The organism is Halomonas sp. Cn5-12 (genome assembly GCF_021532545.1).
Taxonomy (GTDB): domain Bacteria; phylum Pseudomonadota; class Gammaproteobacteria; order Pseudomonadales; family Halomonadaceae; genus Vreelandella; species Vreelandella aquamarina.
Map to the genome: position 1 here is coordinate 179,949 of NZ_JAKGAY010000002.1, position 13,799 is coordinate 193,747.

The 13,799-nt window shown below is 57.0% G+C and carries 22 protein-coding genes and 1 tRNA gene; 20 read left to right on the forward strand and 3 right to left on the reverse strand.

The features are described from left to right. Window positions 1–21 precede the first annotated feature (21 nt). From L1249_RS02265 to L1249_RS02360, 20 genes are all read left to right on the forward strand, one after another. Window positions 22–588, forward strand: coding sequence for a hypothetical protein (locus tag L1249_RS02265; protein WP_058578204.1), 567 nt, complete (start codon window positions 22–24; stop codon window positions 586–588). A gap of 150 nt (window positions 589–738) precedes the next feature. Beyond that, window positions 739–1,047: a hypothetical protein gene (locus L1249_RS02270; protein ID WP_058578203.1), complete on the forward strand. Its 309-nt coding sequence runs from the start codon at window positions 739–741 to the stop codon at window positions 1,045–1,047. Window positions 1,048–1,316: 269 nt separating this feature from the next. Further along, window positions 1,317–1,526, forward strand: a complete 210-nt coding sequence (locus tag L1249_RS02275) for a hypothetical protein (protein WP_058578202.1) — start codon at window positions 1,317–1,319, stop codon at window positions 1,524–1,526. Continuing rightward, entirely contained in the window at window positions 1,523–1,759 is a 237-nt protein-coding gene (locus L1249_RS02280) for a hypothetical protein (protein ID WP_058578201.1), read from the forward strand. Before L1249_RS02275 ends, L1249_RS02280 begins: the two co-directional genes overlap by 4 nt. Further along, on the forward strand, window positions 1,756–2,151 hold the full coding sequence (locus tag L1249_RS02285; protein ID WP_058578200.1) for a hypothetical protein: 396 nt from the start codon (window positions 1,756–1,758) through the stop codon (window positions 2,149–2,151). The genes L1249_RS02280 and L1249_RS02285 overlap by 4 nt, the downstream gene beginning before the upstream one ends. After that, on the forward strand, window positions 2,144–2,368 hold the full coding sequence (locus L1249_RS02290; protein WP_058578199.1) for a hypothetical protein: 225 nt from the start codon (window positions 2,144–2,146) through the stop codon (window positions 2,366–2,368). Before L1249_RS02285 ends, L1249_RS02290 begins: the two co-directional genes overlap by 8 nt. Then, a complete protein-coding gene (locus L1249_RS02295) occupies window positions 2,365–2,760 on the forward strand; it encodes a hypothetical protein (RefSeq protein ID WP_058578198.1) in 396 nt (131 codons plus the stop codon). The genes L1249_RS02290 and L1249_RS02295 overlap by 4 nt, the downstream gene beginning before the upstream one ends. Next, the gene (locus L1249_RS02300; RefSeq protein WP_058578197.1) at window positions 2,760–3,698 is read left to right on the forward strand and encodes a toprim domain-containing protein; all 939 of its coding nucleotides are present in this window, start codon (window positions 2,760–2,762) and stop codon (window positions 3,696–3,698) included. Before L1249_RS02295 ends, L1249_RS02300 begins: the two co-directional genes overlap by 1 nt. Continuing rightward, window positions 3,695–4,678, forward strand: a complete 984-nt coding sequence (locus L1249_RS02305) for an AAA family ATPase (protein WP_197931367.1) — start codon at window positions 3,695–3,697, stop codon at window positions 4,676–4,678. The genes L1249_RS02300 and L1249_RS02305 overlap by 4 nt, the downstream gene beginning before the upstream one ends. Further along, window positions 4,675–5,196 carry a hypothetical protein gene (locus L1249_RS02310; RefSeq protein WP_058578196.1) on the forward strand — a complete coding sequence of 174 codons (522 nt, stop codon included), beginning with the start codon at window positions 4,675–4,677 and terminating at the stop codon, window positions 5,194–5,196. The genes L1249_RS02305 and L1249_RS02310 overlap by 4 nt, the downstream gene beginning before the upstream one ends. Beyond that, window positions 5,186–5,524 (forward strand): hypothetical protein, encoded by a 339-nt coding sequence (locus L1249_RS02315; protein ID WP_137092837.1) that lies wholly within the window; start codon window positions 5,186–5,188, stop codon window positions 5,522–5,524. The genes L1249_RS02310 and L1249_RS02315 overlap by 11 nt, the downstream gene beginning before the upstream one ends. Before the next feature lie 22 nt (window positions 5,525–5,546). Further along, a complete protein-coding gene (locus L1249_RS02320; RefSeq protein WP_137092839.1) occupies window positions 5,547–6,179 on the forward strand; it encodes a helix-turn-helix domain-containing protein in 633 nt (210 codons plus the stop codon). A gap of 141 nt (window positions 6,180–6,320) precedes the next feature. Then, window positions 6,321–6,641 carry a helix-turn-helix transcriptional regulator gene (locus L1249_RS02325; RefSeq protein ID WP_058578193.1) on the forward strand — a complete coding sequence of 107 codons (321 nt, stop codon included), beginning with the start codon at window positions 6,321–6,323 and terminating at the stop codon, window positions 6,639–6,641. Continuing rightward, a complete protein-coding gene (locus L1249_RS02330) occupies window positions 6,634–6,897 on the forward strand; it encodes a hypothetical protein (protein ID WP_058578192.1) in 264 nt (87 codons plus the stop codon). Before L1249_RS02325 ends, L1249_RS02330 begins: the two co-directional genes overlap by 8 nt. Further along, the gene (locus L1249_RS02335; protein WP_058578191.1) at window positions 6,897–7,982 is read left to right on the forward strand and encodes a hypothetical protein; all 1,086 of its coding nucleotides are present in this window, start codon (window positions 6,897–6,899) and stop codon (window positions 7,980–7,982) included. The genes L1249_RS02330 and L1249_RS02335 overlap by 1 nt, the downstream gene beginning before the upstream one ends. Beyond that, window positions 7,969–8,163, forward strand: a complete 195-nt coding sequence (locus L1249_RS02340) for a hypothetical protein (RefSeq protein WP_058578190.1) — start codon at window positions 7,969–7,971, stop codon at window positions 8,161–8,163. The genes L1249_RS02335 and L1249_RS02340 overlap by 14 nt, the downstream gene beginning before the upstream one ends. A gap of 14 nt (window positions 8,164–8,177) precedes the next feature. Beyond that, window positions 8,178–8,789 (forward strand): hypothetical protein, encoded by a 612-nt coding sequence (locus tag L1249_RS02345; RefSeq protein WP_058578189.1) that lies wholly within the window; start codon window positions 8,178–8,180, stop codon window positions 8,787–8,789. Further along, entirely contained in the window at window positions 8,786–9,016 is a 231-nt protein-coding gene (locus L1249_RS02350; RefSeq protein ID WP_058578188.1) for a hypothetical protein, read from the forward strand. The genes L1249_RS02345 and L1249_RS02350 overlap by 4 nt, the downstream gene beginning before the upstream one ends. Before the next feature lies 1 nt (window position 9,017). After that, complete coding sequence (locus L1249_RS02355; RefSeq protein ID WP_058578187.1) at window positions 9,018–9,866, forward strand: hypothetical protein; 849 nt, start codon at window positions 9,018–9,020, stop codon at window positions 9,864–9,866. Window positions 9,867–9,898: 32 nt separating this feature from the next. After that, the gene (locus L1249_RS02360; RefSeq protein WP_170968083.1) at window positions 9,899–10,738 is read left to right on the forward strand and encodes a helix-turn-helix domain-containing protein; all 840 of its coding nucleotides are present in this window, start codon (window positions 9,899–9,901) and stop codon (window positions 10,736–10,738) included. A 187-nt stretch (window positions 10,739–10,925) separates the two neighbouring features. On the opposite strand, the gene L1249_RS02365 is transcribed toward L1249_RS02360, so the two are convergent. The 3 genes from L1249_RS02365 to ispB form a co-directional block, all read right to left on the reverse strand. Beyond that, a tRNA-Pro gene (locus L1249_RS02365) sits at window positions 10,926–11,002 on the reverse strand. A gap of 104 nt (window positions 11,003–11,106) precedes the next feature. Continuing rightward, window positions 11,107–12,363, reverse strand: a complete 1,257-nt coding sequence (locus L1249_RS02370; protein WP_235253011.1) for a transposase — start codon at window positions 12,361–12,363, stop codon at window positions 11,107–11,109. Window positions 12,364–12,551: 188 nt separating this feature from the next. After that, the gene (ispB, locus tag L1249_RS02375; protein ID WP_058579730.1) at window positions 12,552–13,556 is read right to left on the reverse strand and encodes an octaprenyl diphosphate synthase; all 1,005 of its coding nucleotides are present in this window, start codon (window positions 13,554–13,556) and stop codon (window positions 12,552–12,554) included. Window positions 13,557–13,799: the final 243 nt, after the last annotated feature.

Below are 13,799 nucleotides of genomic sequence, written 5' to 3' on the forward strand. Positions count from 1 at the left end.
GGAGTGCGTTAGGAGTAGCGCATGAATTCCGACTTCATGAACCTTGCCAGAAAAAGTCAGTGCGAAAGCCACAACCAACCATCCGATGACTTGTTCTGGCTGGCCCGTCCATCAATACGAGCACAAGACGCTTTATATCTTCTGGCCAATATCCAGCCAAGCAGCTTTATAAACACCCTTGAGAGGCTGCACCCATGGCAGGTAGACGCTCTGGAAGTGGTTTTTAGGCTGATGCAGGAAGAGGGTATTGAGAAACACGAAAAGCCATACCTTCAATGGCTGAAATGGGCGGATAACCACACTGAGCTAGACTTCCCCATGATGACGAAGCGCATCAAGAAGATACTTCGGGCCATAGACGCAAACATTCAACACGAAGCCGATAGCGCTATGCCTGAAGAGCTAGCCATAGCGCTAGATGCCTGGCGATCTGTTAGCCCCCACCTTCCTGCCGGAAAGGCTGTTAAGGCGGCGCTAGATGAGTGGCTGGTTCGCCATCAACCCGGCCTTTCAAAGGAGGCGAGGAGTCGGATTGCCATAATCGCAAACTGGAACAAGCGTGGTGGCGCGACATCAGTAGGAAAATAACCTACCCACCTATAAAAGCCCCTATTAACGGGGCTTTAAAATAACCTACCCACCCTTTTTCCACGAAACCTACCCAACTGTTCTATCTGTTTTGGGCTTAATTCACAGCTCACCATTGTCAGCGTCCATTATGAACAGAGAGACGCTGCAATGACTGACAGAACGCAAACCCCTACCACCCTGCTAGAGGGTGCCCTTGAGCGCTATCGTGCAGGTTTCGACCCTGCATTGATCGAGCTACCCGAACGCGCTGTATTCCCCCACCTGATACCTGCTCAGCCGGGTACGGCACGCAAGAGCCGTATCACTGGCTTATTGCTTGGTCGCCCAGCGCCCAAGTTTGTGCGCCGTGGCCGCCGCATCCGTTATCGCTTGGCTGATGTGCTGGAATGGCTGCGCGCTGGTGACGCCGTGGGCAGTATCGCTGAGGAAAACGTAAAGCGTCGGGAGGTGGCCTAATGTTGACCTCTGCTACCAACCCCGGCTATGCTTCATGTGCTGGCGCAAAATCGTCAGCCGGGCGTAGGAACCCGTTTATCTCTAGGCGCAACAGCGCCCCCATATCAGCAGGCGCTTTTTTTGTGCCCGCTGAACGTCATGGCGGCTGTGCGTGGGCAAGCTTCGGCTTGGCCGGTTTCCTAGAGTGCCGGTTTCCTACCCTGCGTACAGTCGCCACCCAATCCCGTAGGAAGGATCGTGGCGACTCCTCAACTCTAGGAGTGTCACCAATGACGGCATCAATCCGCCTATCCAGCCTGATTACCCGCAGCCTTAAAGGCCGCGCCGCTGCCCATCGTGCAATGGCGAAAGCCGCCTTGTTCGCTGATTCCAGCACCCGTACCCGCCTAAAGCGTTACAACTCCCATATTGAAAAAGCTCAACAGCTAGAAGCCCGCGCCCAGGAAGCCGCCAAGTGCAGCGCTGGGGGTGTGGCATGAGTCGCGTTCAGCCCCAACTCGAAAAGCTAGACGATCTGTTCGGCACCATTAGCGGTCTTACCCACATCATCCAGGAAGACCTGATCCGCAAGGCCAGCGAAGGCGAAAAATCGATATTCGATGATAGTCATATTGGCTGCCTGCTATCCGCCATTGATGAACTTGCCAATCGCGGTTACGGCGCCCTGGATGCCATCGATCGCGCCTCGCAAGAACAGGAGGTGCGCTCATGAGCGACTTTCAAGCCTACAACGAAGCCAGTCAGCATCTTAATATTCTGCGTAACACCGTCGCGCTGGTGGAGATCGCGCTTAACGATGCCGCTGAAGGTGATAAGCAGGTTGCGCCCCACGTCTTGGCGGCTGTTTTGTATGGTACCCAGCACCACCTCGATACGTTAGAGCAACTTACCACCTGCCTCTTTCAAACCACTGCACACAAGCCCCAGCCAGTCCCCGACCCCGGTACCAAGCTCACTGGCCTACTTCGCACGATGCGGCAAGAAGCTGCTGATGCAGAAGAGCGTGGCCACGAAATAATGCCTAGTGCACTTACTCACTACGCGCACCTGTTTGAAGAAGCCCTTGCAGCTAGCCAGATGCAATCGGAGGTATCCCATGGATAAGGCAGCCATTCAGCACATTATGCTCGACGTCGAGATTGCAGAGATTCGCTTTGAGCACGCTAGCGCGCTGTTTGACGCCATCGCAAAGATGCTTGAAAGCGGCGAACACAAGACGGCGGCACGCCTAGCCAAACTTGGGCATGAAATCACCCGGGAAGGTGCTGACGATGTAAGTGAGCTAGGCGGTTCGATTGAGCAGGAAGGGGGCAAACAATGATCACCACCGATATTACTCTGCATGCTGAAGACAGCCTCGAGCTGGTAGCGCAGTTGCGCGCCATGGCTGACCAGATTGAGCAAAACGGTAGCGTCGAACTGCCCAGTGCTGGCGCGTCGAAGCGGATTTATCATGAGGGTGAATTGGCCGGTGAAATGAGCTCGCCAGCCGTCGTAAGCGTTAATGAAGCCGCTGAGTCAGCCATCATTGAGTGCGAATTAAGCGCCGATTTTATGGAGATGGCCGCAAGCGCCCAAGCCACGCTCAATCACTTTATCCGAATCAGTGAGCCTGAGTTCTTAGGCGGCCTGCTGGATGCAAGCGACCTGATCGCGATAGAGATGACCAAGCGTGCCCATGCCTTGGGCAGCCTGGTGGCCGGGGGTGAGTGATGACAGCCACAAAGCAACAAGCCCCGGCCCTCAATAGAGGAGCCGAGGCCCGTGCAAGCGTCCTGCCAACGCAAAACCAGTATAGCAGCATTGAGCAGGCGCTAGTCGATGCCTTAGCCGCTTATGGCGTTACCGGGCTGGCAATCCGCGCAGATGGTGCCCTGCACCGTTTTGATAGTGCCGACAAGCCTAAAGGCAACCGTAACGGCTGGTATGTGTGCCCTTCGCTGGAAGTGGGCGTTTATGGCTTCTGGCATACCGGAGAGCAGCACACTATCGGCATTGGCGGCGAGATTGACCCCACAGCCGCCGCTGAGGCCCGTTTAGCCTACCAGCGGGCACGGGAGAAACGCGAGGAAGAGCAGCGCCAGCAACACGCTAAGACAGCCGACCAGACGCGCTGTGAATGGCCGCTGCTGGTGCCTGCAAGCCCTACCCATGCCTACCTAGCCACCAAGGGAGTAAAACCCCACAACCTACGCCAGATGCGCGGCCTGCTGGTGGTCCCGCTTACCGATGGGCATCGCCTAGTGAATTGGCAGACCATCGCACCGGATGGGTCCAAATACTTCCAGACAGGTGGCAAGGTGAAAGGCTGCTATTCCCCAATAGGGAATATTGTGCAGCACCAACCATTGCTGATAGCTGAAGGCTGGGCAACCGCTGCCACCCTTCACGAAGCGACAGGCTACGCGGTAGCTGCTGCCATGAATGCGGGCAACCTGCTGCCGGTGGCGAAAAGTCTACGCGATCGCTACCCCATGCACCCCATTATCGTATGCGCTGATAACGACCATGGCACCGCTGGCAATCCTGGCGTGACCAAGGGCAAGGAAGCCGCTTCAGCCATTGGGGCGCGCTGTGTGTGGCCTGAGACTCACGAGGGCGTTACAGACTTTAACGACCTATCACGGCTAGGGGGAGGGCTGGCGCTATGACAGCAGCTCCCAACCTTCGAAAAGTGGCCGCAGCCGTGCAGGAAACAGTCAACGAAATGCGCCTGAACGCCGTTAGCTTACCCGGCCTAATTGGCATGGATTTACCAGAGCGCACAATGCTGCTATCCCCATGGCTGCCGTCAAGCGGCTTGGCGATGGTCTACGCACCACGCGGGCTGGGCAAGACGTGGTTCGCAATGGGCGTAGCCTACGCTAGTGCTTCAGGAGGCGATTTTCTTGGATGGGAAGCACCTGAGCCCATCCCAGTGCTTTATATCGATGGAGAGATGCCCGCTGTAGCGCTTCAGGAGCGCTTTGTAAGCATTGTGAACAGCGCTCCCTACCAAGCCCCACCTGATAACCTACAAATCCTTACGCCTGACCTACAGGAACGCGGTATGCCTGACTTGGCCAGCCTAGAGGGGCAACTTGCGATTGAGCCTTTCACCGATCCCGCCAAGCTGATCGTGGTGGACAACATCGCCACACTATGCCGCAGCGGTAAAGAAAACGAAGGTGAGTCATGGCTAGGGGTTCAAGAGTGGGCACTGCGCATGCGCGCCCAGGGCAAAACTGTGCTTTTCGTTCACCACAGTGGCAAGGGAGGCCAGCAACGTGGCACCAGCCGACGAGAGGACGTACTTGATACGGTCATAGCCCTACGCTATCCCAAAGGCGAGGAAGACGCCCAGGGGGCTAAATTCGAGCTTCATTTTGAAAAGAATCGTGGTTTCTACGGCGATGATGCTAAGAGCCGTGAAATAGAGTTAGTAAGCGCACCAGGCGGACGCATTTCTTGGGCCTATCAATCCCTACAGGACAGCACGTATCAGCGTGTCGTTTCTCTGCTTAACGAAGGGCTCACCCAAGTCGAAGTTGCGCGAGAACTGGAGATTAACAAGTCCAACGTCAACCGACACGCGAAACGTGCCGAGCGCGAAGGGTTATACACCAAGCCTAAGCGGGAGCCTAAGCCATGATGCCCACTGATCCAAAGTTGCGGGTTGCGCCCCCTAGGCAACGCAACGCGCAACTTTCGCAGAAAGGAAGCGCAACTTTTTCAGGTGATGGCGCAACCGATAGCGCAACCGTCGATTTAAAAACTCTTGCGAACAGGTACTTGCAGAGAAAAGAGCGCAACCAGCAACGCAACCAAGCCGCAACCGAAGGCCCAAAAACAGCGCAACTTTCAGAGGATTATCAGGGGGTAAAAGTTGCGCCAGCCACAGAAGGTTTTACCTACAGCGAGGAAGCTCCCGATTGGTTAACGTGGATCGCTACACAATGCCCCCTAGCGCCGGAAGATCGCCGCCATGTTGCCATGGGGCTACTACGCCTTCATCCACGTATTCAGCAACGTATAGCCGAGCGTTACGTTGAAACCTGGCAGATGGCAGCAAGCTTAGAGCCGAAGCCACACCGTAAAGATAATGCAGGTCGCAACGCTGCCAATTTGGTTATCACTCGACTAAAGCGAGAGGGTGAGTATGCCCGGTAAACCATCCGCCCAAGCCTACGCCGACAAGCGCCACAATGAATTGAGGGAGGCGGCCGCCATGCTAGATGAAGCCATCATCGAAGCCCGCCGCTTGGCGGCCAACCTTCACGGTATCGCCCCGGACGTTGCACACAGCGCCTACATGGTGTGGATAGCGCTGGGGTCAGACCACGATCACGAAACCTTAATGGGCTGCGCGGCCACGCTGGAAACCATCGACCAGCGGCTACCAACGGGCACACTGGCCGCCCTGGTGCGTGTACGCCTTGTCCGCCTGCAAGGGCTGGTGAACGCCTTGCTTGATGACGATCTACCGCCAATCGTCTAATTCCATATTTGAAGGTGCCTGTATGCAACCACCGAACCGGCAAGAGTTGACAAAAATTAACAAGCAACTCGGAAAGAAGATTCAGGATGCCCGAAGCCTTGCCGGCTTTTCCAGAACGGAGTTAGCCAACTTGATCGGCATTTCCGTTCAGTGGATGAAGTGTCTGGAGCTTGGTATTGATGTAGATGATGGCGTGCCGGGGTGGATAACAAACTGCATCGCCCGGGTCTGCGGCGTGAAAGGTGACTTCTTGCTTGGGCTGACTGAGGAAAGCGAGCCCGACGAGCCGGGACCAACATGGAGAGAGCTCGCCTGCTTGTGCAATAAGTCCGCGGCGCGAGACCGAATGCATTACATCGCCGAGATCGCTCAACGTGACATCCATCTTGCTGAGTTTCGGGAGATGGCTGCTAACGTCGATGCCGCTGCCAAAGCGGCACAAGCTGCCCTGGAAAGGGTGGCAGAGCTCAATACCCAATGGGAAGACATGCGAGGCGGTGCGCGCTTGGCATTGACCATTACAGAGCTCGATGAAGCGGTGGGGATTCTTGGGAAACGCGCCAGCGTCTACGTGAGTCGTCAGGTAATCGCTGAGGCCGCCGAAACTCTGGAAGACTTGAAGATAGCTTGCCCTCCCCCCGAGCCTCACTTCTAGCGCCTCTTTCTTGCTTATAACCCCGCCATGGTGCGGGGTTTTGCGTATCAGGCATTCGCTTTGTTGTAACCGGAAAAATGCCCAAATTGACTGTTTCATATGCCTCATTGTGGTCAGTGCGTTCAAACAGAGGAAGCGCCAATGAAAGCCACCAATGAGTCAAAAGCCCGCAAAGAGAGGCGTGAAGCCATTATCAATGCTGCATATGATCTGGATCCGAGTCTTGTACTAATCCGACCTTGTGAGGCGGCTGATATTTTAAGTGTTTCTCCATCACTGCTAGCGAATGCCCGTAGCAGTGGGCGAATGCTTGGCCGTCCAGCTCCAAAGCACGTCCAGTTAGATACGACTGTCCGTTACCGCCTCAGCGACCTTACTGCATGGCTCGAAAGCGCCTTAGAGGATGCCACCAGTGCGCCAGGTGCTAAGCCAGTCGCCCAAGGAGCCAGTACTCATGCCTAAAACTACTCATAACTACCAGAACGATAGCGATACTTCCGAGCAGTCAGAGCAAATAACGCTGCTCAATGACGTTGAAGGCATCCTCGAAGCCCTAGCCAGTGAGCTGCTCGAGGTGGCCGCAGGTGAGCAGCTTACCCAGGGCCGCGCCATTCTCGGACTAGCGGGTATTGACCTGGCCATTTCCTCCCTTCGTGAATGCATCCTCCTCCAATGCATGGATGCATCAGACGAAGAACCTAACGCGGACGAAGGCTAATGGCTGGCGCACGTAGGCCAGCGCCAGCCAACAACGCCGCTAACCTGAAGGGCGCCGCGGCTGAGGCGCGCAAGGTTCAGAGCGAACAGCTTAGCGAGCGCGCCAAAGCTGAGAACATTCTAAGCCCCGAGCAAATGCGATCGGGCAACGTACCGGTCAATGCTGGCGGCTTGATGATGACCATGTTGGGTGGCGAACTTCGCCCCATGACGTCAGATGATCTGGCACAGCTTCGCCAAAAGGCCCGCGAGCTAGGCCGCCGCTTTGAAGGGGGCATTACGGCACGCCAAGTGGTCGATATGTCCCTGTCTGAAGACCGGAAGCGCGCTCGCTCTCAAATCACCACGGTCATACCCGCTGGCGCTCGTGCGCTGAAGGCAGGCGGCAAGGTAACTGCCCTGGAAGTGCGTTTCATGACCAACGCAGGGCCTGATAGCGATGTAAGCCGTCACCACGTCATGGTGGAGTTTACCGGCTACCCCGAGCAGGTTATTGCAGGCGAAGACACGGCCCAGCGAGCGGCTTGGCAGCTTCGCAAGAAAGGCATCCGGTTCAACTGCGACTGTGGACGTCACCGCTACTGGTACCGCTACTTAGCCACCGTAGGCAACTTTAACGCAGGTCCGCGTGAAGACGGCTTTCCCAAGATTCGAAACCCCAACCTGGTGGGCGTGGCCTGCAAGCACGTACTGCGCGTGATGTCGGAGATCGAGGCAGGCAACGCCGTGCAAATGTTCTTGGCGCGCGCTATCGAGAAAGGCCGTAAGAGCGGCGATGGCAGTGGCCACATACGCCAGCTTCAGAAAGACGCCGATCGCATGGCTGACAAGCAGGCGGCACGGCCTACCGGTGGGCGCGCTGTGACGGGTGATAGGGAGTTTGACCGTTCCCGGGCATCGCTGCGCAAAAAGAGCCGAGCGACGAAGACTAAGCCGGACAAACTCGCCAACGGCAGTAAGAAACTGGAAGTGCTAGCGAAGATGAACACCGCCGATGGTGACGCCGCATTTGAGCGGATGGTAGCTGAAATGGGCGTTGAGCGTGCCGAAGAGCTCCTGACGGGGATGCGCAATGCCAAAAAATAACGCGCCTCTCACGCCACAGGAGCGCCAGCGGCTGGAAGATGCGCTTAGCCGCCGCGTTATCACCGGCGATCGTGCTGCCCACAACCAGCTATGCGTATTGCGCCGTATTTGGGCGAGACAAGCCCAGCAATCAATCACCGCTGCCAAAGGGCAGCTTCAGCAACTCATCAAACACCACTAATCGGAGAACTACCCATGACTGAAAACACCACCACAAGCCTTAAAACCGCCGCTGTTCAACTTGATACCCTGGCAGATCCGCGCTTGGCGGCCGAAGGCCAGAGTCTACTGGCACGACTTGATAAGCTCGCTGCCGACATGGCGAAGGCGCCGCGAAAAGCGCGAATCTCTCTTTTGCTGGATGAACATGACGGATCCGTCACCAATCTGCTTTTAGACCTGAGAGCCAAAGTCGAAGACGCTGAGAAGCTTAAAGAGGCAGTGGGGAAAGAGGATGGTCGTCTGCTGAGCCAAAGGGAAACGCTCGATAATGTGCTTCAAAGCACCACCGTTGCACTTCACAACCAGAAGCGTCGCCTTACGGATGAGAAGCTGGGTATTGAGCAGCGCATTAAACAATTAGACCGTGAGCGCCATGTGGCGATTGAACGCCTTATCGACGCGGGTTTAACGCCTGAAGAGGCAGCCGGTCGAGCGAAACCAGAAAAGTCAGCTGTCAATGAGCTATCAGCGAAACTCGAAGCGTTACCTACCACTGGTGAGAATATCCAATGGCGCTTGGGTAGCTATGTCCATCGCTTACAGATGATGGAGCAAGCCAAAACGCCCGGGGAGTTGACCGCATGAGCATAAGCAACGTGACACCCGCTCCGGCAGAGATCCACGCCACCCTTGAAGAGCAAACCAAGGAATTGCTGAACGTGCTAGAAACCTTCCCGGCAGTGCAGCGCTTTCAGGCCGATAAGCGGTTATACGGTAACGATGAAAACGCTTTAAAGGCTGCCATGATGCGACTTCAGAACGCACGCCTATTACTTCAAGCGGTTCATAAATGCGCTGAGGGAGAAGATTGATATGGCAACGCGGCTTTCTGATATGCGGGTTACCGCTGCCGCACCAGGTGGGGGCATTGGCCCCCACTGGGACGGCATCAATAAGCACCTAATCGCTAGCATCTACGAGGTGGGCCCTAACGGCGACCCGCTTTACGAGAACGGCAGCATCCTTCAGTGCTTGTTCGTGGATGATGCCAACCTAGAAGCAACATTCGACTGGCGATCGCCGTTTGAAAACTCGGGCTCAGATTCACTTTCACCCAGTCTTAGCGCAATGCTCCAATCTGGGACGATTCAGCCAATTATTGAAACCGTGAGGGGGATGCTATCCAGCGAAGAGCGGGAGAAGTTCGACAAGGCCACGCCGGGTAGCTTCGCTGATAAAACGACCGCCGCCGTTGAGCATGCGCGTGGGCGTACGGGCATTACCAAGCTGAATTCGACACAGGTGTTCACCGGAATGGCACCTATCAAGTTGAACGTGACGATCATGCTTCGCGCCTGGCGTGACCCTCAGACAGAAGTAGAGGAAGCCATCAACCTTTTAATGGATTGGGCGTTACCTCGCTACTTAGCACCTGAGGGAACGCTACTCACGGCAGCACTAGATTGGGCGGGATCTGAAAACAGAACGGCAAAGTCTTTGGTTGAAGCTGCGTTGCCGTCTGAAGTCCCCGCACTGTTGGCCGTTCGCTACAAGCAACGTGTTTTTGCCCCGCTGGTTATCGAGAGCATTGGTCTACCGCTTAACTCGCCTTCCGACAAACTCGGTCGCTTTGTACAAATGCAGATACCCGTGACGTTTGCGACGCTGACGGCATGGGATGGTCAAGGCTGGCAAGGGGCGCAGCCTCAAAACGGCTTCTAAAAGACACAGACACGCTTAGCGCAGGTGATGATATGGCAGCGAAGATGACCACGAGGCAGTGGCAGAAAGCCCGTAAGCTGTGGGAGGCGGATTCCCGCGAGGGCTTCGCCTGGTTGGTTCGAGAGCTATCGCTACCTGTATCGCGGGTGGCTGTTAGCAGGCGTGCCAAAGCGGATGAATGGCAAAAGCGGGCACAGCCTACAGACCCTGCCAGCAACACAGAGGAGGAGGTTACGCACGGGGTTACGGTTACGCCCCAGGTTACGCAAGAGGTTACGCCCGTAACCAACGACCGAGGCCGACCCAGTGAATACCAGCCTGAGTATGCAGAGCAGGCTTACCGCTTGATGCTGCTGGGCATGACGCGCAGTCAGGTGGCGGAATTCTTCGAGGTGAGCGAGGCCACAATCTACAACTGGTGTAATGAATACCCGGAATTTTTAGAGTCCATAAGGCGAGGGGCAGCGCTGGCAGATGCCGAGGTAGCTGAAGCACTCTACAAGAGAGCTGTCGGGGTGGTACTGCCAGAGACCCACGTCTCCAACTACCAAGGCGAGGTCACGTTAACCGGGCTTCATCGCCACTACCCACCGGACACCCAGGCCGCTCGCTTGTGGCTGAAGAACCGGCAGCCTGAATTGTGGAAAGACAAGGTGGAGATCGAAGAGAAGCCCACTATTACTCCCATTGACCATGAAGCCATGCGAAAGAACATTGAGGCTGCGTTAGAGCATGCTGCTGAAGTCGAGCGGAATATGATTGGTAGGGCTAGGCGCCTTGGCTTACAGCATGACGATGGCACCTATCCCGGTGAAACCTATGAGAGCGACTACACGGAGCTAAGCGGGGATGATGCAGGGATGGAACAATGAGGATACTCCCCGTTGGGGGTTATCGTCACACTGAAGGGCTGCGTTCGTCACGGCCCTTCTCTTGTTCTGGAGAGCTTAGAAAAGCCGAAATTTCAGACGGGTGTCACCTATATGTCACCTAGCGCCAGACCCAACGAAAAACGGCCACTTGCTGGTTTAGCTAAGTGGCCGTTTTTGATGGATTCTTTGGTCGGAATAGCAGGATTCGAACCTACGACCTCTGCCTCCCGAAGGCAGCGCTCTACCAAGCTGAGCTATATTCCGAACGTTGCTGAGGCGCGCTCAACAACGGGACGAATCATACGCAGGCGAAGGGCTTTTTTCAAGCCTCTTTTTTCATCTAGGGTCTCCCCATTTTTTCCGGCGTGTCATCGGCATAGTCCTCCTGAGGAGGTGAACAAGCCTGGTATTCGTGCCTCGGCGTCTGGCGCTCTTCTCCAGAGGGGGTAGAAAACACTTCGGCCTTGAGCAAACAGCCGTTGCCAGCCTCGCTGCAGGCTATAGAACGGGAATATCAGCCGGTGGTGTCGCTTCTGACGTTGCGCGTGCCGCACCAACTCCGGCGCTCGGTCCTGATAGGCCGCAAGCAGTGCCCAGGCCAGGCTGGCCAGCGCCACCAGGTTCTGCAGCGTCGTGAAACGGCGCGCCTGGACACCCTCCAGGCCGAACCCCTGCTTGGTGAACCGGTACCCCTCCTCGCAGGCCCAGCGATCCAGGTAAGCCTGAATCATCCGCTCGCCTTGGCGGCGACCACGCACCGGGCGCGTCGTCACCAGCACCAGGCGCTCCGACTTCTCATGATCGACAACGATCATCCACAGCGGCGTCTCCGGATGCTCCCGCAGTGTGACCTTGGTGATGCCGAACCGCACCGGGATATGCTGCCCACGGCGCAAGTGGCCGCGGTGTTTCAGTGGCAGATCTCGGGCAATCTGCTGCGATGTCTTGGCGGTATCTCGCCACTGCCAGAAGCGCTGATTGGCGGCCCGGACCAGCACATGACGCTCGGCGCGCAGCCAGGCATCCCACAGCCGCCCTCGATCGCCGCCACGATCGATGACCCACAGTGGCCGGCCCTCCACATGGCGCTGCACGGTATCCATCACGCTCAGGATATCGGTGTTTTCACTGCGGTAGCTGCCGCGAGCCGGCGATAGCAGCCGCGTGAGCAGTGGCCAGGTGGTGCCCCGCTTCAGGTCGCGTGCCACCACGCTGATCAGCGGATAACCGCCGACGATCTCGCCGGTATCACCGTCGCGAACGCGGGTTCGGTATTCACTGGCCGGGGCGCCATCCCGGTTCAGGTCGCCCGGATCGATGGCCAGCACCATGTCATCGGTGATGTAAGGCGTGATCCGCTGGAGCTGCAGTTGCTCCGCGGCCCAAGCAAGCTCGCTGTGCCGGGACAGCATGCGCGACAACCGCTTCTGCGTGTGGTGCAGCCGACAGGGTTCCTTCAAGGCGCGGGCGATCTCGGCCTGGCGCAAACTACCGCTGGCCAGGATGCCAAAGAGCGTTTCTGCCGCCAGCTTCACGACGGGGCGAGCGAGGTGATCCGACAGGTCGTCACACCAGCCGATCAGGCGAGCTTTCCATTTGGCGCGGTCTTTGGCATCTTGAAGCATCGGGGTTTTCCTTTTGGTTCATGGTGTTAGGGGTAACAACATGATACCGGCGGGAAAGCCCCGATCTCGTTGATAGCACTGAAATTTTCAACGCTATTCAGGCAGTTACAGCACCACCTGTGGAAAAGTGGGGAGACGCTAGTCTTTTTTCATGCCCTTTCTTTGTGCAACGTGAAGAACGCTGGCAGTTAGGCTTGGCGGTCCACGGCTAAGCGGGCAAGTTGAGCCATGCTGTCGCGATAAGGGCTGGGGGGCAGGGCATCTAGCTCAGCCAGTGCTTTGTCCGCCATCTCTTCTGCCCGTGCTCGGGTGTACGCCAGCGCCCCGGTGTCGTGAATAATTGCCAGTACGTCGTCTAATTGTTCCAGGCCGCCTTTACGAATCACCTGACGAATCAGCTTGGCTTGCTCAGGGGTGCCGCGCTCCATGGCGTGAATGAGCGGTAGCGTGGGCTTGCCTTCGGCCAAGTCGTCGCCAACGTTTTTGCCCATTGCCTCGGCGTCGCCTTGATAGTCCAGCAAGTCGTCAATCAGTTGGAAAGCGAGACCCAGGTAGCGGCCGTAATGCTGCAGGGCGCGCTCCTGTTCTGGCGTAGCTTCTGCGAGCACTGCGCCGCTATGGGAGGCCGCTTCAAACAGCATCGCGGTTTTGCCTAGGATGGTCTCGAAGTAATCCGCCTCGGAAATGCTGGGGTTGCCAATGTTGGTCAACTGCAGCACTTCACCTTCTGCGATCACGCAGGTGGCTCCGGATAGGATCGCCATGATGCGCATGGAGCCTACATCCACCATCATTTGGAACGAGCGGGAGTAGAGGAAATCGCCTACCAGCACCGAGGGCGCATTGCCCCAGGCGTCGTTGGCGGTTTTTTTGCCCCGGCGCATGTGCGACTCGTCCACCACGTCGTCGTGCAGCAGGGTCGAGGTGTGCATGAACTCGATCAGCGTGGCGAGGGTGATGTGCTTGTCGCCTTCGTAGCCCAGCGAGCGCGCTGCCAGCAGTACCAGCAGCGGGCGCAGGCGCTTGCCGCCGCTTTCGATGATGTACTGGCCGATGGTTTCCACCAGCGGCACGCGAGAATTCAACTGCGTCACAATGGTGCGGTTGACGGCCTCAAAATCATCGGCCACCACGGCGTGCAGCGGTGAAGGCGAAGGGCTGGCAGGCGGGGTTGGGGAGACGTTGGCTGTCATGGGTTCCGTTCATCGCGGCAGGTAAGAGTGGGGGTCATGCTATGGGGCTGCCTGTAAGGCGTCAAGGCATAGCCGCGCTAAGCAGGCATAGGCAGGCGTTTGGAAGATTGACAAGCCCCGGTGGCCTTGTGGTATGAAGCGATAGTCGTTATAATCCGCGACCCACTCATCATGCTCCCTGTCAGATGGCTGCCAAAAGAGGCGCCACTCGCAGCAGGTCGATAAGAGCGGAAGGCGATGAGC